Origin of the sequence: Porphyromonas sp. COT-239 OH1446 (assembly GCF_000768875.1) — a bacterium.
Taxonomy (GTDB): domain Bacteria; phylum Bacteroidota; class Bacteroidia; order Bacteroidales; family Porphyromonadaceae; genus Porphyromonas.
Map to the genome: position 1 here is coordinate 1 of NZ_JRAO01000016.1, position 21,461 is coordinate 21,461.

Genomic DNA, 21,461 nt, shown 5'->3' on the forward strand with positions numbered 1-21,461 from the left:
GGCCTAGAGAAAAGTTGGGTTTCAAATCCCCAGCAAAAGTATTCTTCGCTGCTATAAAGTAAATTTGCACTTGATACTTGAACCTGCACTAGGGCATTGCTCTTTTGTACTGTCGTGTAGCGAACCCGCTTTTTCTTATCTTTGTCTCGATAGGGCTTGGAGGACATGAGCTTATGGCCTTTGTGGACAGTTGGATAGGATTCGCCCGATAAGCTCGTAGGAAGATCCTCAGCCCCCAGTATTCACTCTCTATACTCCTGCTCCTTATGAAGCGAAAAGCTCCTTACTCCCTCATCGCCCTCCTCCTTGTGGCGATGCTTGCTGGGTGTTACAGCCCTACGGATCTCAAGGATGGCCTGCAGCTCGTGGCTGATGAGCCGCCTCGATGGGTCGTGCCAGCAGTGCATGGCACAGCTAACCTTAGAGATATACTGATCGGGCAAGACGCCCAGCGCAGTCAAGTGATACAAGCCGACCCGAATGGCTTGCTGAGGCTACACCAGCGGTTTGCCTCGATTTACAGAGCCCAGTTGCTCGAGCTCGTTCAGCCCCGAGGTGAGCAGCAGGGGCAGGTGATCTCCTGGCCTCTCTCGGAGGCTGGTCGGCCCGTCTCGCCCGAGGTGATCGCCCAGGAGCGTGGTCTCGCTCCCAGTACTATCGAGGTCGAGGTCGCCCTGCCCGAGGAGGTGCAGACGATCAACCAATTGGCCTATAGTCTCGATCTCGCCCTTGAGGCAGGGGATCTACCCCTGTACCTGCGCTACAAGATCGAGTTTGTCGGAGCTAAAGATCAGTTGGGCAACCCTATACAGATCACCCTCGATACCCAGCGTGATGGTCTGGAGGCGAGCTATAAGCTCCCCTACATCCTCCTGGGCAAGCAGCCCTCAGGGCGGCTACATCTCAAGTGGCGGATCTCACCAGAGATCATAGGCATCAAGCAGGAGGGGCAAGTCCTGCCACAGATCGCCTCGCTCAAGCTCTCCCTGGGGGAGCTCAAGGTCGAGCTCTTCGAGGGGCGGCTCAGCAAAAAGGCGGAGATCCGACTGCCCAAGCCCATCGTCTTCGACTTCGAGGAGTGGGGCGTCCTGGAGGATCTAGCCCTGCAGGGTAGCAGTCTCAGCCTCGAGCTGGGCCATAGGGGGCGAATGGGCCTTAGCGCAACGGCGGACATCAGCCTAACGAACAAGAAGGGCAAGACCCTGCGTCTACGTCCCACCTTGCCGCTCGTCAGTCTCAACTCGATCGACCAAGAGGCCTCCAAGACTTTCTCCTTCGATGCCGAGCAGCTCGACGATATGCTGCGAGGGCTGTCGAAGACGGGTCTCTCGCTCAACTCCATTACCCTCGACTACTCTCGCTCGGCGATATACCTCGATCGCAATAGCTTCATCGACCTCTCTCTCGTGCTGGATGTGCCACTGAGGATGAAGTTCGACCGCCTGCCCATCAAGCTTAACCTCCCGATCCCTAAGCTGAACGCAGGGGCAGAGGTGGACAACCAGGGGCAGGGCCTCCTGGAGAGCTGCTTCATCAACCTCGATGTGCGCTCGAAGTTGCCTATAGGCTTCAAGATCTCGAGCCTTATGCTACTCAATGCCAAGCGTGAGCCGCTGAGCGATGGCCTCATCCCCCTGGACTTCGACCTCAAGCCCAGTGCCGATGGGGTGCAGCCGCAGGATAGTCAGCTCAGTATCCGAGTTACTACCCGACAGCTGCGCCTCCTGCCCGATGCTCGCTATATCCGCTTCGAGGGCTACGCCCAGTCCTCAGGTGAGTGGGTGGAGCTCAGGGCTAGCCAAGATATACAGTTCAAAGTCGTTGTCTCTCTAAATAAGAAGCCCTAATGTACCCCCTGACCATATCCTCAAGGATTTGTCCTATAGCCCTAGGCCTTATCCTCATGCTGGGGCTCTCTCTACAGAGGGCCGATGCTCAGATCTCCGAGGCTACGTTGATGACCTCCCGGGCGGACTTCTCCCGCATAGACCTCAATCCCGCCTATACCCCCGAGGATGCTCGTCTTGTGATCGGCCTTCCCCTGGGCGAGACGGGTCTCTCGCTCTCCTCCCCCTTCTCCTTAGCCAGCGCACTCTCTCGCCCTGGTGCGCCAGGCTCGCCCTACCACCTGCACTATGATCGGCTATTGCAGGGCATGAAGGACAAACCCTTTGGGGCGTCGTATCAGCTTGGCCTGCTGCACCTGGGGCTGCACACCCGCATAGGCTTCTTCTCGATGGGGCTAAGCCTGCGGGGTGAGGTCTTCAGTGAGGTCGATGGGAGCTTCGCTGACCTACTCCTAGAGGGCAATGGAGGTCATTTGGGGCAATGGAGGCACTTCGAGCTGGGCCGCTCTAGAGGCTTTGCCCTAGGGCAGCTCGCCCTGGGCTATTCGACGGATATGCTCCTAGAGAGCCGTCGCCTAAGCTTAGGTGCTCGCCTGAAGGTCCTCATGGGTCTTACCTATGCTGAGCTCGCCAAGAGTAGGGTAAGCCTCTACACCTCTCCCACGGGGGACGAGCTCAAGGTCGAGGCGCACCAAATCCTCTATGTACATACAGGTCGAGCCCTGCCACAGAAGGATGGCCGAATAGATTGGGACAGGCCTATCCCTGTAGGTCTTGACCCCTTTGGTAACTATGGCTTGGGGCTCGACCTGGGGGCGATCTATACGATCGATGACCGCTGGCGTGTGGGGCTCTCTGTCCGAGATCTCGGCTTTGTTCGCTGGGGCGAGAGCCACACCCTCGAGGAGGATCTTAGGGGCGACAAGGCCATTGTCTACCGTGGGGTGGATGTGTCCGAAGTCCTCGTCCAGAAGCCTGATGGCGCTGACAGGGGAATCAATAGTGCCCTAGAGATGATCAGTCGATCACTCCAGGATAATTTCTCAGAGGGTAGGGTTCGTTCGCTCGTCTCGGGTCTTGAGGCCAAGATCCATGCCACGGCAGAGTATAAACCTCTTGGTTGGCTGACCCTTGGGACGATGTTCGGTACGAGTCGCATGCTCGGTCGTTGGCGACCCGATATTTCCCTCTCGGCAGGGTTGCGCCCCAGTAGGGGCTTCGCCACGCATGTGAGCCTGGGTTCTATGAATGGTTCGCCAATCAACCTGGGGTTCGGATTTGTTTTGGGACGGAAGTTTCAGGTCTATGCAGCCTTCGACAATATCTTCGCCTTCAATCCGCTCTACCTACACTTCTTTCACGCTCGGGCTGGTATCTCCTTGCGTTTCTAAGGAGTGCTAAGTACAAATATGTCCCCGAACCCAGCAATGAGGGTTCGGGGACATATCTTTTGGGCCTTACTTTTGAGCTGTCGCTCGAGGAGGCCTATAGGCGGAGCGTGGCCGAGACGAAGGCACGTCTAGGCAGAGTTGGCCCGTACACATAAGTGGAGGCTCGCCCTGGGCCCATATCGGTGTCTTTCTGGTAGGCGTCCAGGATGTTTTGTACTCCGGCCGAGAGGTCGAGCGTGATGGTTGAGGTCAGAGGGACTTCGTAGCCCAGCTTGAGGTTCAGGTCGAAGAAGGATTTACTGCGAGCGATGTGCGCATAGCCTGGCAGTACGCCTCGCATACGCTGACCATCCTCCACGATGTCGAAGTGTCCCTTGCCATCGTGCTGAGGCATAGTCTCGATCCCCTCGTAGGCCTCGTGCAGGACGTTCATCGGCCCCGTATAGGTACTTGAGAGGTTTAGACTCAGACGCTTAGTCGGACGAAGTGTAGCCGAGAGATAGCCGTAGAGGTTGGGGGTGCGGTCGTAGTCTTGGCTTCTGACTTCACTCTGCCCGATGGTAACATCTTCGTCGACAAATACTCGTGGTGTGCCGTAGCGGCTGCGTTGTAGGGTCATACCCATCTGCACCTCGAAGAGGCGGCGATAGGCCATCTTTGCTTCGAGTGTTGTGCCGAAGACCTTGGCAACACCCTTACTGTCGTTGACGATCGTACGTTGGCGTACACCATCGACCTCCTTTTCTATGGGCGAGGCGATGAACTGATTGCGCAGGAAGGTGGCGAAGCCCTCGAGCATCAGATTATATTGCCAAGAGCCACTGGTGAAGTACCAGTCTGCCGAGGCACTGAAGCTGCGCGAACGCTCTTCACGCAGCGTGGGGGAGAGGACACGAGACACGGGCTCGCCCCCTGCCAGCTCGACGTGCATGTCTTCGTCGAAGAACTGAGGAGCTCTGAAGCCCTCGCTATAGGTCAGGCGCAGGCTCAGATCCTTGATCGGATTGTAACGTAGGTTGGCTCGTGGGCTTAGGATGAGCAGTGGGTCGATAGACTGCTTGCCTGCCTGTAGCATCTGCACATAGTCGAGGCGACCGCCGAATAAGAACGTCCAACGATCCGAGCGATACTCGAGCTGCGTGAACTGTGAGTAGGTCTTGCTTAGCTGATCGATTCCCTTGGCTCGGAAGCCACTCTGGTCGTTGATTGAGCTGAAGGTTGCTTCTGCCCCTAGGGTCAGATCTAGCTTGATGGGTAGGCGATAGAGCCAAGTCGCCCCCGTCTGTACATCTAGCCCCTTCGTGCGTCCGTAGGCTGTCAGGCTGGCTAAGATTTCGTCCTTGATGGCATCGTTGGCAGGATTCTTGCGTAGCTTGTCGAGTTGCCCATCGACGAGGTCTCCTCCGCCGTAGTAGCTGTGTCGGTGGACTTGTTGTGCCGAGGCGTATGCACTCAGGCGATAGCGGTCGTCCTCTGAACCCAAATCGTAGCGTATGCTACCACCGTTGATGAAGTGCTGGAGGTATTCAGCGATTTGTGCCTCAAAGGGTGGTCGCTCTAGCCTGTCGCCCCCACGGCGATGCTCGTGTAATGAGCGAAACTCGGCCGAGAGCTTGCTATAAAGCCCCATCTTGTAATAGGCACGGAAGCCAAGGGCCCGGTTGCGGAGCTCGGGCAGCTCGGTGAAGCTATCGCCATCGTAGTCATGCCCAGCACGAGCGGACTGCTGACCGAAGGCCATGATAGCGGCACGATGGTCTTCGGAGACGAGAGAGACGTTGAAGGAGGTTGTGCTCTGAGGCCCTGAGTAACCACCCACCTTGCGGTCATAGGTGGTCAATGTCTGCGTTAGCTGTGCCTCCGAGCGCAGAGGTTCGCGCGTGATGATGTTGATCACGCCACCAATCGCATTCGAACCGAAGAGGGCCGAGCCACCACCTCGCATGACCTCTACCTGCTCGATCATCGAGGCTGGGATCTGCTCGAGCCCATAGACACCCACTAGGGCACTGAATACAGGACGGCTGTCGATCAAGATCTGGGAGTAAGCCCCCTCGAGGCCATTGATGCGAACTTGGTTAAAGCCGCAGTTCTGACAGTTGTCTTCGATGCGTAGACCTGGCTGGAAGCGCAGACCTTGGCTCAGATTCTCCGAGTGAGTCTTGGCGAAGAGGTCTCTACCGAGTACCGTTACGAGGCTTGGAGCCATTCGTCTGCGAGTCTCTTGGCGATTTGAGGTGATGACCAGCCCGTCGAGCTCGAGGGCTTGCTCGTCGAGGTAGAGGTCTAGGTGGCGCGTCTTGCCAGCCTCCAGTCGGACACGCTGCTCGACGGGAGCGAAGCCGAGACTGCTGGCCTCTACCGTGTACGTCCCGGCTGGGATGTCCGTAAGGCGAAACGCTCCGTTGGCATCGGTCGAGGTGCCCAGCGTCGTCCCTTTGATCTTGATGACGGCGAAGGGGATGACCTCCTGAGTTTGATGGTTAATGACTGTGCCGACCAGGCGGGCCTGGGCCGACGTTTGTGCTTGGACGCTCCCCAGCGAAAAGAACGCAATGAGGGCTGTCAGCAGGGAAAAATGTTTTAGAAATCTCATAGGATTTGAATATTTTGATGGCGCAAAGATACCGAAATGTCCTTGTTCTCTATGGTTTGTGATCCTATCCTGACGAAAATACCGACAAATGGTGATCCCCCGGACGGTGAAGGGGAGGCCTTAGCCCCTCTCTGAGGCCTCCTTTTGAGGGCCTTGGAGGGGCGTTTCGAGCCAATGAGCTAACTCGCTGTTATAGGCGAATATACATCCCCTTGCGGAGAGGGCCAAATTTTCTTGCGGAAGAAAATATTTTTTCTTCCGCAAGAAAAAATATTTTCGTGCGCACGAAAATTTATTTCCTTGCGCACAGAAATTTTGGGGCTTCCGCACGCCGTTCGGATCGAGGGCGTATTGACCCCATTTTGTGCCCCCTCGCCCCCTTCTCTTCCTACATATATATAGGCGGATATGTGGGCGGATGGCCTCCCCTCAGAGGCCCTCGGCCAGCCCTCCCACCCCTCGAGGCAGGTGATCAGGAAGTCTAGGCGATTGACTACCTTTGTGCCAACGAATCATTGCCCTTTGAACTATGGATATAAGATCAAAGCTCGTCTATCAGCTCGCTAAGAGACGGATCAAGGCCATCGAAGCCTATCGGGGTGCGGCTGAGGATATTCAGCTTGGCCAGCTTAGACGGCTGCTACAGCAAGCGTCTCGGACGGAGTTTGGCCGTCGCCATGGCTTGACCGCCGGCATGAGCTACACGGAGTACGCTGAGCGCACCCCGGTACAGAGCTACGAGGAGGTCAAGGCCGACGTCGAGCGTATGGTCGCAGGCGAGGCAGGCGTCCTTGTCCCAGGACGTTGCCGCTGGTATGCTAAGAGCAGCGGGACGAGCAATGACAAGAGCAAGTTCATCCCCGTGCCCTATCTCCACCTGCACGATTGCCATTACCGAGGTGGGAGCGATGCCCTTTGGCTCTATATGCGCAATTATCCCGATACACAGTTCTTCGCCACCAAGGGCCTCGTGCTCGGAGGCAGCCATGCCCCGATGTCGCTCAATAGCTCTTCTTCGGCGGGAGACCTGAGTGCCATCCTCGTGCAGCACATGCCCAGCCTCGGCTCGATGCTCCGAGTGCCCAGCAAGAAGACGCTCCTGATGGGCGAATGGACGGCCAAGATGCGCACCATCGTCCAGGAGGTTGCCCATGCCAAGGTTGGCAGCATCTCGGGCGTCCCCTCGTGGCTGATGGTACTGCTCAAGGAGATCCTCGCCTATACCAAGGCCTCGACGATCGCCGAGGTATGGCCTAGCCTTGAGGTCTTCTTCCATGGAGGGATTAGCTTCGCCCCCTATCGAGAGGCCTACGAAGAGCTCATCGGCAACCCTCGGATGCGCTACGAGGAGACGTACAACGCCAGCGAAGGCTTCATTGCTATCCAGGACGATCCTAGTCTACAGGCCATGCTTCTGATGTTGGACTATGGGATCTTCTTCGAGTTCGTCCCCGTCGAGCTCATCGACGAGACGCAGAGCCCCATTTGCCCCCCGGAGGCGGCCGTGCCCCTGTGGCAGGTTGAGGCGGGCCGCTCGTATGCCATCCTGCTCAGCACCCTTGGCGGGCTATACCGCTATCTGATCGGCGACACTGTACGCTTCGTCTCCTGCGATCCCTATCGCCTGGTGATCACGGGCCGAACCAAGCACTTCATCAATGCCTTCGGCGAGGAACTCATGGTCGCCAATGCCGACAAAGCCCTCGCCCTGACCTGCGCCGAGACGGGTGCTCGGGTGTCTGACTATACGGCTGCGCCTCATTTCTTCATGCAGGAGGGCAAGGGACGGCACGATTGGCTCATCGAGTTCGAGCAGGCCCCAGCCTCTCTAGAGAGCTTCGCCTGCATCCTGGACGGCCATTTGCGTCAGCTCAACTCAGACTATGAGGCCAAGCGTTATATGGATATGACCCTTCGAGAGCTGTGCATCACGCCTGCCCCTCGAGGCCTCTTCCACGATTGGCTCGCCCAGCAAGGCAAGCTCGGCGGGCAGCACAAGGTGCCCCGCCTCAGCAACAACCGCAAATACCTCGACGACCTCCTGGCTATGATACCTCAGCAGGCGTAGAGACCTTCGCAACTACTTTATCATTATTATATTCCAATGGATCAGCAACAGCTTTATCCCCTTACCTTCGAGCCCATGCTCAAGGAGATCATTTGGGGAGGACAAGACATTCGCCCCTTCAAGGGCCTAACCCCAGACGACCGCACCATCGGCGAGAGCTGGGAGATCTCTCATGTGCCCGACAATTACTCTGTCGTCGATGCAGGCCCGCTCAAGGGTAAGAACCTTGACGAACTGATGAGCCTCTACGGCGATCAGCTCGTTGGCCGCTCGGTGCGTGAGCGTTTCGGCGACCGCTTCCCTCTGCTCATTAAGTTCATCGACGCCCAGGCCAACCTCTCCATCCAGGTGCACCCCGATGATACGCTCGGGATGCAGCGGCACAACTCCTTCGGCAAAACCGAGATGTGGTACGTTGTCAAGGCTTCGCCCGAGGCCATGCTCTATAGTGGCTTTGCCAAGCAGTCTTCGCCCGAGGACTACGTTCGCCGCATCCAGGAGGGGACGATCATGGATGCCCTACAGCCCTATCAGGTCAAGGCTGGCGACGTCTTCTTCTTGCCCGCTGGGCGAGTGCATGCTATCGGAGCAGGATGCTTCGTCGCCGAGATCCAGCAGACCTCCAACGTTACCTACCGCATCTATGACTATGACCGTACCGATGCCCAGGGCAATAGGAGAGAGCTCCACACCGATCTGGCCAAGGATGCTATCGACTACACACTGCACGAGGATTACCGCACAAGCTACACCCCTGCCCAGGACGAGGTCGTCCCTCTAGTGCAGTGCCGCTACTTCGAGACGAATTTGCTCGAGCTCACTAAGCCCCTCGAGCGGGACTTCGCTCACCTTGACAGCTTCGTCATCTATATCTGCATGCAGGGCCAGTTCACCCTTGCAGATGACAGGGGCTACAGCCTTAGCCTCAAGCAGGGGCAGAGCGTCCTAGTCCCTGCCTCCGCACGGCAGATTACCCTCCGTCCAGAGGGTGAGTGCAAGCTGATGGAGACCTTCGTCCCCTAAAGTTCGAGAGCTGACCTCCTCCTCCCCTATGCCTAGGCTCAAAACCTACAGCCCCAAGCACTTCTATTCGATCAAGGAAGTCTCGGAGATGCTCCAGGAGAGTGTCTCTACGCTGCGCTACTGGGAGGAGGAGTTCCCTCAGCTGAGACCTCGGACAACCCCTGGAGGAACGAGGCAATACGCCGCCCGAGATCTCGAGATCCTGCGCACGATCAAGCGTTTGCTCCGAGACAAGAAGCTCACGATCCTGGGGGCTCAGGAAGCCCTTCGCCTCGAGGGCAAACGCCTCGAGACCCGAGAGCAAACCCTCGAGCGGCTCTATCGCCTGCGGGATCGCCTCCTCGAGGCCCGCTCCACCCTCCTCCAGCAATCCCATGTATCTGAGCATCCCGAGCAGGGTGTGTAGTCTTTGTATCTCGGAGATTAACTATCTTTGAAGTGTCATTAACCCCTCAAAACAAAGCATACGTCATGCCCTTGGTCTCGGTTGTTATCCCGATGTATCGTGTAGCCTCCCTGCTGCCTCTCTGCATAGAGCAGATCTGTCGGCAGACGCATCGGCATTTGGAGCTGATCTTCGTGGACGATGCCAGCCCTGACGAGGTGTCTTTGATTGTGGAGGCGCATCGAGAGGCATTGCAGCAGCTCGGGATGAGAGTCCTTCTCTTGCGCCACGCAGAGAACCGAGGCGTTGCCCAAGCCCGAAATACAGCCCTCGAACATGCTACGGGAGAGTACCTATATTCGTGGGATGCTGATGACTTCCTTGAACCCGATGCTCTTGAGCGTATGGTACAGGAGGCGGAGCGTATCGAGGCGGATGTGATTGGCTGTGAATGCTTCTTGACCTATAACAGTTCGGAGCGCAGATTGCATCAAGCTGATGTCTGTTCGGGTAGGGAGGCTTATACCCAAATGTGTAAGGGACGACTGAAATGGAATCTTTGGCTCTTCCTCATTCGCCGCTCTCTGATCGAGAGAGGTGAGCCTCTACGCTTCCTCCCCGGTAGGAATATGGGTGAGGATATGATGTTTATGGGCAAGGTCTTTTTGAGAGCAGAAAAGGTGTCGATCATCCATGAGCCCTTCTATCATTACGTCAAGACCAATGCTGAGGCGCAAACTCAGCATTATACTGCTGCCCAGTGGGCGCAGGTGGATGCCAACCTTAGAGAGCTGGAGCAGTATGTGCGACATACCCAGGGGACAGGAGCTATGCAGCTCTTGCAGTATCTCAAACTTTCGCTCAAGCTCCCCCTGCTCCTCTCAAACGACGATGCAGACCTGGTACGCTGGTCGGAGTGGTACCCTGAGGCTAATCCATACATTTGGAGCAACGATGCCTTACCTCTACGTACCAAGCTTTTGCAGATGGCTGCGGCTCGCAGGCAATGGTGGGCTGTTAGGCTGTATCGAAGGCTCATCACGGGCATCCTTTATAAAATACTTTACCGATAACTGACTGTCTATGCTCAAAGCATTAGGGATATTCTCCACCGGGGTTGTTGTAAGCTGTTTTTATTTTCCCTTTGCCTTTACTTTCGCCCCAAGTGTCAATATGAAGATGGTACTAGCCCTGGCTGGTCTAGTCATCGTTGGGCTTCAGGTGATCAATACTCGTAAGTATGAGGTTCGTAAGGAATATCTAGTCTCCGCCTTTATCGCTGCCCTCTATTCGGTCATCAACCTGGTAACGATCGAGGTTAATGATACCTTGGACTATAGCTATGCCAACTATATTACCTCCTATTTTGTTTGGGCTTTTGGGGCTATATCTGTCGTTGCGATGATCCGCAAGATGCACGGACAGGTTACGATCAGGTTGCTGACCTTATATCTCTCGGTAGTTTGTGCCGCTCAGTGCATCATTGCCATTATCATCGATCGTAATGATATGGTCAAGCTTTTTGTCGATAGGTGGATCTTCCAAGGAGCTCATTTTCTCAATGAAGTGAACCGTCTCTATGGTATCGGGGCTTCGCTTGACCCTGCGGGGACTAGGTTTGCGGTTGTGCTAATCATGATTGGCTTTGTCCTGGTTTTGGATGAAGAGGTAAAGCGGAATAAACTTCAAAATATAACCCTGTTACTCTGCTATGGGATTATGGCGACGTTGGGTAACATGATGTCCCGTACCACGACGGTAGGGTTACTGCTGTCTTTCCTCCCTTTTGTTTTGCATTCAGGCTTACATCGTCTGATGATCAAAGGAGATAATTTGATGTCATACCGTATCTTTGCCTCTGTTGCCATACTTGGAACAGCTCTTATGATCTATCTATATAATACTGACCAATTCTTCCATGATCAGCTCCGATATGGTTTTGAGGGCTTCTTCAGTTGGGTGGAGCAAGGGGAATGGAAAACAGACTCGACAGAGAAGCTAAACACCACCATGTGGATTTGGCCAGAGGATCTGAGAGGTTGGCTGATTGGTTATGGGACTTTCGGCTTCTTCTCTTTCTCTACCGATATTGGCTATTGTCGCTTAATTCTCTATTCGGGCTTGGTAGGCTTCATCACTTTCTCTTCTTTGTTTCTATACTGTGCATTCTTCTTTGCCCGTAAGTATAGAAGATATAAGTACATGTTTATTGTCTTGCTCTCTCTTAGCTTTCTCATTTGGATCAAGGTGGCTACAGACCTTTTCTTTATCTATGCCCTCTTCTTAGCCTTTGAGGATGAAAGGGAGAAGTGGCTAGGCAGTGGCCGAGAGGCAAACATCGAAGTCCTAGAAGCAGCATGAGGATAGTTTATTGTATCCCAGCCCTTTACAACTCAGGGGGGATGGAGCGGGTATTGACGCTCAAGGCCAACTATTTAGTAGATCAAGGGTACGACCTGCATATCATCACAACGGATCAGAGAGGGAGGAAGCCCTTCTTCAACCTAGATGATCGCGTCCAGCTATATAATCTAGATATTAACCACGAAGAGCAGAATGGGCAGGGCCTTTGGCTCAAACTTCGAGATTATCCTCTCAAGCGTTACCGCCACGAGAAGCGTCTGAAGGCCTTGCTTATGCGCCTCAGGGCGGACGTTGTGGTCTCTATGTTTGGGGAGGAGGCCTTTTTCCTGACAAAGATCCAGGATGGCTCTCGTAAGGTGCTCGAATACCACTTTTCCAAGCTCAAGAGGCTACAGTATGGCCGTCGAGGTCTTTGGCGATGGGTGGACCTTTGGCGCACACGTAAGGATGCTGAGGCCGTCAAGGGCTACGACCGCTTTGTCGTCTTGACAGAGGAGGATAGAGCTCTTTGGGGAGAGCTCCCGAATATCTGTGTTATCCCCAATCCCCTTCCTTTCGAACCTCAAGAGCAGGCAGATACGACCTCTTGTCGCATCATTGCGGCAGGAAGGTATGACTACCAGAAGAATTTTGAGGCTCTTCTAGATATTTGGGCCATGATTCACAAGGATTTCCCTGCGTGGCGTTTGGATATTTATGGTGATGGCCCTATGAGGTCGCTCTTGGAGGAGCGTCTAAAGGGCCTCGGCCTCGGCGAATCTCTAACGCTACATCCACCTACCCGAGAGATCATGCGAGAATATCTCTCGAGCTCAATCTATGTGATGACCTCTCGCTACGAGGGCCTGCCCATGGTGCTCCTGGAGGCCCAAGCCCTTGGCCTCCCTATTGTGAGCTATACCTGTCCTTGTGGTCCGAGGGATATCGTCGCGGATGGGGTGAATGGCTACCTCGTGCCCGAGGGTAGAGAGGAAGAGTTCGCCGCAAGGCTTCGTCTCTTGATGGCTGATGAACAGCTGCGGCGAGACATGGGCCGAGCCGCCCACGAGGCCTCGAGCCGCTATCGCATGCAGACGGTTATGCCTCAGTGGCTGGAGCTCTTCGAGGCACTCGTTCGAATCTCAAAGAATTGAATGATAGATCTATGAAAGGAATAGTACTGGCAGGAGGCTCGGGGACTCGCCTCTATCCGATGACCCGAGGGGTAAGCAAGCAGATGCTCCCCGTCTACGATAAGCCCATGATTTATTATCCGATCTCGGTTTTGATGCTCTCGGGAATTCGGGAGATCCTCATCATCTCTACGCCGACGGATTTGCCTCTCTTCAAACGCCTTCTAGGGGATGGCTTGGACTATGGCTTGAACCTTAGCTATGCCGAGCAGCCTTCGCCAGATGGCCTGGCACAGGCCTTCATCATCGGGCGAGAGTTTATCGGTGATGATGCTGTTTGCCTGGTGCTTGGGGACAATATCTTCTACGGAACGGGCTTCTCTGCCCAGCTGCACGAGGCCGTTCGTAAGGCTGAGGAGGATGCTATAGCCACAGTATTTGGCTACTGGGTCAATGATCCCGAACGCTATGGTGTAGCGGAGTTCGATGCTCAGGGGCAATGCCTCTCGATTGAGGAGAAGCCTCAAAGGCCCAAGAGCAATTATGCTGTTGTGGGGCTGTACTTTTACCCCAACAAGGTCGTGCAAATCGCCCAGGAAGTACGTCCCTCGGAGCGAGGAGAGCTCGAGATCACTTCGGTCAATCAAGCCTTTCTAGAGCTGGGAGAGCTACAGGTGCAGACCCTGGGGCGAGGCTTTGCCTGGCTGGATACGGGGACGCATGAGGCTCTGAGCGAAGCCTCTACCTTCATCGAAGTCATAGAGAAGAGGCAGGGGCTGAAGGTCGCTTGCCTTGAGGAGATCGCCTACCGCAAGGGATGGATCGACGAGGAGAAGCTCCGTGAGCTCGCTGCCCCGATGATCAAGAACCAGTATGGGCAATATCTACTCAAACTCATAGATCGCAGATGATGCACTACGAACGTAAGATCCTCATCACGGGTGGGGCGGGTTTCATTGGCTCTCATGTAGTTCGTCTCTTGGCGACTCGCTATCCTCACTACCACATCATTAACCTCGACAAGCTGACCTATGCAGGTAATCTAGAGAACCTTCGGGATGTGGAGCAGCTGCCCAACTATACCTTTGTGCGGGCAGATATTTGTGATCATGAGCGTATGCTTGAGCTCCTAGCTCATTATGAGGTCGATGGTGTTGTCCATCTAGCTGCTGAGAGCCATGTAGATCGCAGTATCAGAGACCCCTTTACCTTCGCTCGGACTAATGTCATGGGGACGCTCAGCCTGCTACAGGCCTGTAGTCGGGTTTGGGAGCAGAGCCCAGAGGGATATCGAGGCAAGCTCTTCTATCACGTCTCGACGGATGAGGTCTATGGAGCTCTCCCTCTAGATGGTGGGATGTTTACCGAGCAGACGAGCTATGATCCGCATAGTCCCTATTCGGCCAGTAAGGCCTCGAGTGATCACTTTGTAAGGGCCTTTCACGATACCTATGGTCTACCGATTGTGATCACGAATTGTTCGAACAATTATGGTCCCTACCAATTCCCCGAGAAGCTCATTCCTCTATTCATCAATAATATCGTCCAAGGAAGACCCCTGCCCGTCTATGGTCGAGGGGAGAATGTCCGGGACTGGCTCTATGTCGAAGATCATGCTCGAGCCATTGATGTCGTCCTCCACCGAGGCAGAGTAGGGGAGACCTATAACATCGGAGGGCACAATGAATGGCGCAATATCGACCTCGTGCACCTCCTGATCGAGACGACTGACCGTCTACTCGGGCGTCCAGTCGGTAGCTCCGAGGGCTTGATCTCGTATGTGAAGGATCGGGCAGGGCATGATCTGCGCTATGCGATTGATGCTTCGAAGATCGAGCAGGAGCTAGGCTGGAAGCCCTCATTGCAGTTCGCTCAAGGGCTGGAGCTCACTGTGCGCTGGTACTTGGAGCATCGGGATTGGGTGGAGCATATTACCTCGGGCGTGTACGGGGAGTATTACCAGTCGGTATATGGTTAAGGCTTGGCCATCAGCCTGGATATATAAACACCCCACTAAGGTTGTCAACCTTAGTGGGGTGTTTTGTTGTGTAGGGGCTATCTCTTAGAAGCGTACCCCGAAGGATACAGCCATGCGGACGAAGCCGAAGGGCATCTTGCCCGATAGCTTACCATCCTTTTTAGTGATGACAATATCCCTCTCCGTAGGCTTGAAGGGGAGCTTGTCGATGGACTTGTCGATCTGCTGGCGCAGGTTAGCAATGTCCTCATCGCTGGGCTCTATCCCCGCAGGAAGTCCAGAGATCTTACCATTTAGGTTAACCTTCGCTTGACCTAGGTGTCCACCAACGATAGACCAGTCGATGACAAAGTTTTTCTTAGAGCCAAACTGCCACTGAGCCCCTAAGAGCAGACCAGCTCCTAAGGAGTTGAGGTTGCCATTGAGGTCGAGCTTAGCTTCTTTGCTGACGGACACCCCTCCGATCGTTGTGGTTACCATAGTGGTGTAGTGCATCCCAGCAACCTGGTAGCTCTCGTAGCGTAGGTAGGGGGCGATGTAGAAGCCCTGTCCGTAGCCCTTGCCGAGGTAGATGCGCAGCTCGGGGGTGATCATCTTCGAGGAGATAGTTGAGCCTGCGAGCTCTGGAATCCTCTTGTCGATTTCTTTGGCAAAGGGGAATGAACCTGTGGGCATGATGCTCCCCCCGAGCTGCACGGAGAGCCTCTTGCCGAGGACTTGCTCTACGGAGAAACTATAGTTGCGCAGAGCAATTCCAGTGAGGTTCATCTTGACAATAGTCCTCCCTCCGAGGAGGCTTGAGTCGAAGCTAGAGACAGCAGGGACGTCCTTAGGTTCATCTAGGTCTCTGAGGATCTTGTCAAAGGTTGAGTCCTCCTGTGCCTGTGCCTGCATTGCACCGAATGCCAGGCAGAGCATGAGTAGTAGTCTTTTCTTCATATTCTCTAGTCTCAAAGAGTTGTCGAAACGCTAAACGTAAGTATAAGGCAAAGATAGTAGATAGTTTTTTAATCTCCTATACTACGAGTGGTGTTTTTGTTAAATAGTGCTATCAGTTGCCTTGCTTAGTCTCTTGGCTTTGTGCCTTTCGTACCTGTTTTGTTGATTTGTAGAGGGTGCAGAGCCTTGAGATGAGTTAGAGAAAAGGGCCAATTCTTCTCTTGTAGAGCTCCCCCCCCCCATGCCTGCTTGAGAGGCTCTTGATCGAGCTCTCGGAAGACTCTTTACTGAGCCTCGATAGAGTTTCTTCTACGATCCTACTTAGGTCTCTACGGCGATCCTATTTGAGCCTCAAGTGAGATCCTATTTAGACTTCGATTGAGATCCTACTTAGATCTCGATCGAGTGCCCGATAGACCCTCAGTCGAGGAGTTACATCCAGCTCTATTGAAGATATTTATCCAGTCTGCATACAAGGGAATAGAATAAAAGCGTATATTTACCATACAATTTCACTAGCTGTATTAACAGTAAACACCTTATCACGATGAGTCAGATACGATCCTACATTGCCCAAAACGAAGATCGCTTCCTCAGCGAGCTCTTCGATCTTATTCGCATTCCCAGTATCAGTGCTCAGAGCGAGCATCGAGGCGATATGCTTCGCTGCGCAGAGCATTGGCGAGATCATCTCCTAGCTTTAGGAGCAACACGAGCGGAAGTCTATCCCACCGCTGGCCACCCGATCGTCTACGCAGAGTACATACAAGACCCTAGTTTACCCAACATACTCGTATATGCCCACTACGACGTGATGCCTGTCGAGCCACTGGAGCTGTGGCACAGCGACCCTTTCGAGGCAGAGATCCGTGATGGTCATATTTGGGCTCGAGGGGCAGACGACGACAAGGGGCAGTCCATGATACAGGTCAAGGGCTTCGAGACGGCACTCAAGCTCGGACTCGTACGTTGCAATGTTAAGTTCCTCTTCGAGGGAGAGGAGGAGATCGGCTCGACACACCTCGAGGCCTTCCTCCATGAGCACAAAGAGATGCTCCAGGCCGAGGCGATCATCGTCTCGGATACGAGTATGGTTAGTGCCGAGACCCCTTCGCTCACGACCGGACTTCGAGGCCTGGCCTATTGGCAGCTCGAGGTTACTGGGCCGAATAGAGACCTGCACTCGGGGCATTTCGGTGGGGCTGTGGCTAACCCCATTAACGAGCTTTGTAAGCTGATCGCTCGGATCCAGGACGAGCGTGGTCGCATCACCATCCCTGGCTTCTACGACGATGTGATCCCCCTCAAGGATGAGGAGCGGGCCATGATCGCCCAAGTCCCCTTTGACGAGGCTAAGTACCGTGCAAGCATTGATGTTGATGCCCTGTGGGGCGAGGAGGGCTACCATACCCTCGAGCGTAATAGCTGCCGTCCGAGCTTCGATGTTTGCGGTATCTGGGGCGGTTATCAAGGCGAGGGGGCTAAGACGGTATTGCCTAGCAAGGCCTATGCCAAGGTCAGCTGTCGCCTCGTGGCTGCGCAGGATCATCACAAGATCAGCCAGGCCTTCGTCGATTATATCCATAGCATCGCTCCCAAGCATATCCGAGTAGAGGTGCAGCCCATGCACGGAGGCGAGGCCTATCTCTGCCCCATCGACTTGCCCGCTTACCAAGCTGCAGAGCAGGCTGTCGAGGTGGCTTTTGGAGTGCGTCCCCTAGCCGTCCGTCGTGGTGGAAGCATTCCGATTATTGCTGTCTTCGAACGTGTGTTGGGTATCAAGACGATCCTCATGGGTTTTGGGCTGGAGAGCAATGCCATTCATTCACCGAATGAAAATATGCGCCTAGACTTCTTCCGCAAGGGGATCGAGGCTGTGGCAGAGTTTTACCGTCGTTTCCCCCTACGCTAACCCCTCACTATGATTAAAGATATAGTACGCAACGCCTACCAACAGGATAATAGCAAGCAAGCTGACTTCGAAGTCGAGCGTAGCCGTATGGTACGTCTAGGGCAGGAGCAGCATCCGAGCACTCATTTCGGGCGAATCCTCATCCGTGGAGCCTACCACGAGGGGACAAACACAGACATCTTGATCGAAGGCAATCGTATCAGCCGCATTGCCCCTCGTATCGAGCTCGAAGACGAGCCCGCAGAGGTTATCGAGGCTCAGGGGATGGCCGTTATCCCAGGGCTGATCAATACCCACACCCATGCGGCGATGACGCTGCACCGAGGTTACGGGGACGACCTCCCGCTGATGACTTGGCTCGAGGACTACATCTGGCCCGTAGAGGCGAAGATGACCGAGCTCGATGTCTATGTCGGGGCTCGGCTGGCTTGCCTTGAGATGATCAAGAGCGGGACAACCTGCTTCCTCGATATGTACATGCACCCCAAGCAGACCGCTCGTGCAGCTGAAGAGATGGGTCTCAGGGCCATGATCTCCTACACCCTCTTCGATCAGGGTAATGCCGAGCGTGCAGCCCTTGATCGTCAGCGCAGTGCCGAATATCTCGAGTATTTCTCTACGCTGAGCGATAGGATTAGCTTCAATCTTGGTCCTCATGCCATCTACACGGTGAGCGGAGAGCAGCTACAGTTCTGCCACGAGTTTGCCCAAAAGCATGGGGTCAAGATCCATTTACATCTTTCCGAGACTCAGGGCGAGGTAGAGGAATGTCTTCGCTTGCATGGCACAACGCCGGTTCGTTACCTCGAGCGTCTAGGCATCCTCGGGCCAAACCTAATCCTCGCCCACGTCGTTTGGGTAGATGATGAGGAGATGGATCTACTAGCCAAGTACGATGTGGCCGTCGTGCATAACCCCGCCTCTAACATGAAGCTAGCCAGCGGCTATGCCTTCAAGTATGAGGAGATGAAGCAGCGAGGCATTCGTCTAGGGCTAGGGACAGATGGTTGCTCATCATCGAACAATCTAGATATGTTTCACGCTATGCGCTTGGCCTCGTTATTGGGCAAGGTATGGCGATTTGACAGTACGGCGGTCAGTGCAGCGGATATTTTTGCCAGCTCAACGAGCATAGGGGCAGATATTCTCTCGATAGAGGCGGGTCGCATCGCAGAGGGAGCTCTAGCAGACCTCTGCCTCATAGACCTAAATCGTCCCGAGATGACCCCTCTGACAAACCTCACCTCGAACCTCGTCTACTCTGCCTCGGGTAGCTGCGTAGACACGACTATCGTAGACGGACGTATCCTGATGCGAGGGGGGCATGTGCCTGGCGAGGAGGAGATCTTGGCTCAGGCTAGAGAGGTCGCTCGCCGCATTATCCCACAAGAGTAATCATTCATTCCCCGATCCTATTGGGGGACTAAGCAATAAACATTATGATGCAAGAACAACATTACCACGAGGCAGCCTCTTATCTTGCCTCACGCATTCCCAAAGAGACCAAGACTGCCATCATCCTAGGCAGCGGACTGGGCAATCTAGCCGAGATGCTCAAGGACAGTACCGTTATCCCCTATACTCAAATCCCCCACTTCGCTCATTCGACTGCTGTAGGGCACAAGGGGAACTTGATCTCGGGTACTCTCGGTGGAGTCCCCGTACTGGCGATGCAGGGACGCTTCCACTACTACGAGGGCTATAGCATGGAGCAGGTAACCCTGCCCGTGCGCGTCATGAAGCTCCTGGGTATCGAGAATCTACTCGTCTCGAACGCTGCTGGAGGGATCAATACCAGCTTCAAGGTCGGCGATCTGATGATCATCCGTGATCATATCAACAACATGCCCAATCCGCTCATTGGGCCTAATATGGAGATGTTCGGGCCTCGCTTCCCCGACATGACGAGGGCCTATGACAGAGAGTTCATCACCAAGGCGAAGGCCATTACTCAGGAACTGGGCATCCCAGTCAAGGAGGGCGTGTATGTAGGGCTGACCGGCCCATCGTATGAGACCCCAGCCGAATACCTCTTCTGGGGCAAGGTGGGCGGTGATGCTATCGGCATGAGCACTGTGCCTGAAGTGATCGTTGCCCGTCATGCTGGCATTCGAGTTTTCGGGATGTCGGTGATCACGAACGAGGGCTATCACTTCGCCGATGACTTCGTCAATGATGCTCAGGATGTGATCGATGCTGCCAATGCTGCCAGTGAGCGTATGGGACGTATCTTCTCTGAGTTAGTCCGTCAGCTCTAAGGGCTGTCGAGCGTGTTATACGCCCCTGATCTCTCCTGAGAGGAGGATCAGGGGCGTCTTCGTTGCCCAAGTTCCCTACGGATGCAGCGCAAGTGGATTTTGCAAGTAAATGAACCGATACATGGGTAAAGATGGTTACTTTTGCAGACAAATTTCTTTTAATCACTTCAAATCTGTGTTTCTATGATACGTGTACTATATCGCTCTGTAGCTCTCCTGGCCACCATCGCCTGTAGCTTCGCCCTCGACCTTCATGCTCAGAAAGCCTCGGACGAGGTTGTAACTGGAGGACGTAATGAGAAGCAAATCAAGCTCATCGAACTGCCCTATGCCACTGATGCCCTATCACCAGTGATCTCGAAGGCTACGATCGAGCTGCACCACGGCAAGCACCTAGCAGGCTATGTGAACAACCTCAATCGTCTCATCAAGGGGACGGAGTTTGAGGGAATGGCTCTCGGGGAGATCGTGTGCAAGAGCAAGGGCGGCATCTTCAACAATGCTGGTCAGACGCTCAACCACAACCTCTACTTCCTTCAGTTCGCCCCCAAGCCTCGCCACAGCCAGCCCATCGGTAGGCTCGCCCAAGCGATCCAGCGTCAGTGGGGTGGCTTCGCTGCTCTACGTCAAGTGATGGAGCAGACTGGGGGGAAACTCTTCGGCTCGGGCTGGCTCTGGCTTGTGGTCAATACAGAGGGGCAGCTGGAGGTCGTTACCGAGGCCAATGGGAGCAACCCGATTGTTCGAGGGATGAATCCTCTGCTCGGCTTCGACCTTTGGGAGCACGCTTACTACCTTGATTACCAAAATCGACGTGCCGATCATATCAAGGCCCTCTGGCAGATCATCGACTGGGAGATCATCGAGCTGCGTTACCAGAGCTCTAACACCTCCTGCGGGATTAACTAAGCCTTAGCTCTATGACCTCTTCCAAGAAGAAAGCAAACAAGTCCATCATCCCCGAGCCAGCTCTCAGACGCTTGCCCTGGTATCTGTCTTTCGTCAAGATGTTACGAATGCAAGGGGAGTCCCTCGTCTCTTCGACCCGCATCGCCCGTGGGGTTGGGGTCGATGCAGCCCTGGTGGCCAAGGATCTCTCCTATGTTAATCTACAGGGACGTACCCGTGTAGGCTATCGGGTGGAGGAGATGGTGGAGGTGCTGGAAGCCTTCTTGGGCTTCACCATCGAGCACCGAGCTGTGCTACTCGGAGTGGGTAACTTGGGTGCTGCTCTGTTGGCGGACAAGGGTCTAGCGCAGTTTGGCCTAGAGATCGTAGCGGCCTACGATGTCTCTGAGGCTGTAGTGGGGCAGGTCGTTAGCGATGTGCCTGTGTACCACATCGACGCCCTAGAGGAGATGATCGCCGAGCAGGAGGCACAGATTGCGATCCTGACCGTGCCCATCGGTCAAGCTCAATTGATGGCGGACAAGGTGACCCAGCTGGGCTTTAAGGCCATTTGGAACTTCACCCCAGTCCGTATCCAAGTCCCCGAGCCCCTCGTGGTGCAGAACACTTCGCTCTACGCCCATCTGGCCGTCATGTTTAGCCGCATCTCCACGGCTCAGGCTCTCTCGCAACCCTAAGC

The 21,461-nt window shown here is 54.7% G+C and carries 17 protein-coding genes; 15 read left to right on the forward strand and 2 right to left on the reverse strand.

The features are described from left to right. Positions 1-266: 266 nt before the first annotated feature. Positions 267-1,847 carry a hypothetical protein gene (locus tag HQ37_RS04300; RefSeq protein ID WP_036880958.1) on the forward strand — a complete coding sequence of 527 codons (1,581 nt, stop codon included), beginning with the start codon at positions 267-269 and terminating at the stop codon, positions 1,845-1,847. Beyond that, a complete protein-coding gene (locus HQ37_RS04305; RefSeq protein ID WP_036880960.1) occupies positions 1,847-3,238 on the forward strand; it encodes a DUF5723 family protein in 1,392 nt (463 codons plus the stop codon). Before HQ37_RS04300 ends, HQ37_RS04305 begins: the two co-directional genes overlap by 1 nt. Before the next feature lie 94 nt (positions 3,239-3,332). On the opposite strand, the gene HQ37_RS04310 is transcribed toward HQ37_RS04305, so the two are convergent. Next, on the reverse strand, positions 3,333-5,834 hold the full coding sequence (locus tag HQ37_RS04310; protein WP_036880962.1) for a TonB-dependent receptor: 2,502 nt from the start codon (positions 5,832-5,834) through the stop codon (positions 3,333-3,335). A 529-nt stretch (positions 5,835-6,363) separates the two neighbouring features. Between HQ37_RS04310 and HQ37_RS04315 the strand changes: the two genes are divergently transcribed. The 8 genes from HQ37_RS04315 to rfbB all read left to right on the forward strand — a co-directional run bounded on the left by HQ37_RS04315 (position 6,364) and on the right by rfbB (position 14,764). Then, the gene (locus tag HQ37_RS04315) at positions 6,364-7,902 is read left to right on the forward strand and encodes a GH3 auxin-responsive promoter family protein (protein ID WP_036880965.1); all 1,539 of its coding nucleotides are present in this window, start codon (positions 6,364-6,366) and stop codon (positions 7,900-7,902) included. A gap of 36 nt (positions 7,903-7,938) precedes the next feature. Further along, a complete protein-coding gene (locus HQ37_RS04320) occupies positions 7,939-8,925 on the forward strand; it encodes a type I phosphomannose isomerase catalytic subunit (RefSeq protein WP_036880967.1) in 987 nt (328 codons plus the stop codon). A 28-nt stretch (positions 8,926-8,953) separates the two neighbouring features. Continuing rightward, on the forward strand, positions 8,954-9,331 hold the full coding sequence (locus tag HQ37_RS04325; RefSeq protein WP_052080757.1) for a MerR family transcriptional regulator: 378 nt from the start codon (positions 8,954-8,956) through the stop codon (positions 9,329-9,331). A 32-nt stretch (positions 9,332-9,363) separates the two neighbouring features. Next, positions 9,364-10,383, forward strand: a complete 1,020-nt coding sequence (locus HQ37_RS04330) for a glycosyltransferase family 2 protein (protein ID WP_235264636.1) — start codon at positions 9,364-9,366, stop codon at positions 10,381-10,383. A 100-nt stretch (positions 10,384-10,483) separates the two neighbouring features. Beyond that, positions 10,484-11,671 carry a hypothetical protein gene (locus HQ37_RS04335; RefSeq protein WP_152566788.1) on the forward strand — a complete coding sequence of 396 codons (1,188 nt, stop codon included), beginning with the start codon at positions 10,484-10,486 and terminating at the stop codon, positions 11,669-11,671. After that, positions 11,668-12,807: a glycosyltransferase family 4 protein gene (locus tag HQ37_RS04340; RefSeq protein ID WP_036880973.1), complete on the forward strand. Its 1,140-nt coding sequence runs from the start codon at positions 11,668-11,670 to the stop codon at positions 12,805-12,807. The genes HQ37_RS04335 and HQ37_RS04340 overlap by 4 nt, the downstream gene beginning before the upstream one ends. 11 nt (positions 12,808-12,818) lie before the next feature. Next, the gene (rfbA, locus tag HQ37_RS04345) at positions 12,819-13,697 is read left to right on the forward strand and encodes a glucose-1-phosphate thymidylyltransferase RfbA (protein ID WP_036880975.1); all 879 of its coding nucleotides are present in this window, start codon (positions 12,819-12,821) and stop codon (positions 13,695-13,697) included. Continuing rightward, the gene (rfbB, locus tag HQ37_RS04350) at positions 13,697-14,764 is read left to right on the forward strand and encodes a dTDP-glucose 4,6-dehydratase (protein ID WP_036881107.1); all 1,068 of its coding nucleotides are present in this window, start codon (positions 13,697-13,699) and stop codon (positions 14,762-14,764) included. The genes rfbA and rfbB overlap by 1 nt, the downstream gene beginning before the upstream one ends. Positions 14,765-14,848: 84 nt before the next feature. Here the strand turns inward: rfbB and HQ37_RS04355 are convergent, their stop codons facing one another. Next, positions 14,849-15,703, reverse strand: a complete 855-nt coding sequence (locus tag HQ37_RS04355; protein WP_052080758.1) for a DUF3575 domain-containing protein — start codon at positions 15,701-15,703, stop codon at positions 14,849-14,851. 547 nt (positions 15,704-16,250) lie between these two features. Here HQ37_RS04355 and HQ37_RS04360 point away from each other — a divergent pair. The 5 genes from HQ37_RS04360 (at position 16,251) to HQ37_RS04380 (ending at position 21,459) form a co-directional block, all read left to right on the forward strand. Then, a complete protein-coding gene (locus HQ37_RS04360; protein ID WP_036880977.1) occupies positions 16,251-17,615 on the forward strand; it encodes a dipeptidase in 1,365 nt (454 codons plus the stop codon). Between the two features lie 87 nt (positions 17,616-17,702). Continuing rightward, positions 17,703-19,010 (forward strand): amidohydrolase, encoded by a 1,308-nt coding sequence (locus tag HQ37_RS04365; RefSeq protein ID WP_052080765.1) that lies wholly within the window; start codon positions 17,703-17,705, stop codon positions 19,008-19,010. A gap of 47 nt (positions 19,011-19,057) precedes the next feature. Next, on the forward strand, positions 19,058-19,873 hold the full coding sequence (locus tag HQ37_RS04370; RefSeq protein ID WP_152566795.1) for a purine nucleoside phosphorylase I, inosine and guanosine-specific: 816 nt from the start codon (positions 19,058-19,060) through the stop codon (positions 19,871-19,873). 183 nt (positions 19,874-20,056) lie between these two features. Beyond that, entirely contained in the window at positions 20,057-20,782 is a 726-nt protein-coding gene (locus HQ37_RS04375) for a superoxide dismutase (protein ID WP_081951761.1), read from the forward strand. Between the two features lie 11 nt (positions 20,783-20,793). Next, positions 20,794-21,459, forward strand: coding sequence for a redox-sensing transcriptional repressor Rex (locus tag HQ37_RS04380; protein ID WP_036880981.1), 666 nt, complete (start codon positions 20,794-20,796; stop codon positions 21,457-21,459). Positions 21,460-21,461 lie beyond the last annotated feature (2 nt).

Excerpts from the sequence above, each read along its gene's own strand:
- HQ37_RS04300 (WP_036880958.1), top strand. The coding sequence starts at position 267 with ATGAAGCGAAAAGCTCCTTACTCCCTCATCGCCCTCCTCCTTGTGGCG.
- HQ37_RS04305 (WP_036880960.1), top strand. The coding sequence starts at position 1,847 with ATGTACCCCCTGACCATATCCTCAAGGATTTGTCCTATAGCCCTAGGC.
- HQ37_RS04310 (WP_036880962.1), bottom strand. The coding sequence starts at position 5,834 with ATGAGATTTCTAAAACATTTTTCCCTGCTGACAGCCCTCATTGCGTTC.
- HQ37_RS04315 (WP_036880965.1), top strand. The coding sequence starts at position 6,364 with ATGGATATAAGATCAAAGCTCGTCTATCAGCTCGCTAAGAGACGGATC.
- HQ37_RS04320 (WP_036880967.1), top strand. The coding sequence starts at position 7,939 with ATGGATCAGCAACAGCTTTATCCCCTTACCTTCGAGCCCATGCTCAAG.
- HQ37_RS04325 (WP_052080757.1), top strand. The coding sequence starts at position 8,954 with ATGCCTAGGCTCAAAACCTACAGCCCCAAGCACTTCTATTCGATCAAG.
- HQ37_RS04335 (WP_152566788.1), top strand. The coding sequence starts at position 10,484 with ATGAAGATGGTACTAGCCCTGGCTGGTCTAGTCATCGTTGGGCTTCAG.
- HQ37_RS04340 (WP_036880973.1), top strand. The coding sequence starts at position 11,668 with ATGAGGATAGTTTATTGTATCCCAGCCCTTTACAACTCAGGGGGGATG.
- rfbA (WP_036880975.1), top strand. The coding sequence starts at position 12,819 with ATGAAAGGAATAGTACTGGCAGGAGGCTCGGGGACTCGCCTCTATCCG.
- rfbB (WP_036881107.1), top strand. The coding sequence starts at position 13,697 with ATGCACTACGAACGTAAGATCCTCATCACGGGTGGGGCGGGTTTCATT.
- HQ37_RS04355 (WP_052080758.1), bottom strand. The coding sequence starts at position 15,703 with ATGAAGAAAAGACTACTACTCATGCTCTGCCTGGCATTCGGTGCAATG.
- HQ37_RS04360 (WP_036880977.1), top strand. The coding sequence starts at position 16,251 with ATGAGTCAGATACGATCCTACATTGCCCAAAACGAAGATCGCTTCCTC.
- HQ37_RS04365 (WP_052080765.1), top strand. The coding sequence starts at position 17,703 with ATGGTACGTCTAGGGCAGGAGCAGCATCCGAGCACTCATTTCGGGCGA.
- HQ37_RS04370 (WP_152566795.1), top strand. The coding sequence starts at position 19,058 with ATGCAAGAACAACATTACCACGAGGCAGCCTCTTATCTTGCCTCACGC.
- HQ37_RS04375 (WP_081951761.1), top strand. The coding sequence starts at position 20,057 with ATGATACGTGTACTATATCGCTCTGTAGCTCTCCTGGCCACCATCGCC.
- HQ37_RS04380 (WP_036880981.1), top strand. The coding sequence starts at position 20,794 with ATGACCTCTTCCAAGAAGAAAGCAAACAAGTCCATCATCCCCGAGCCA.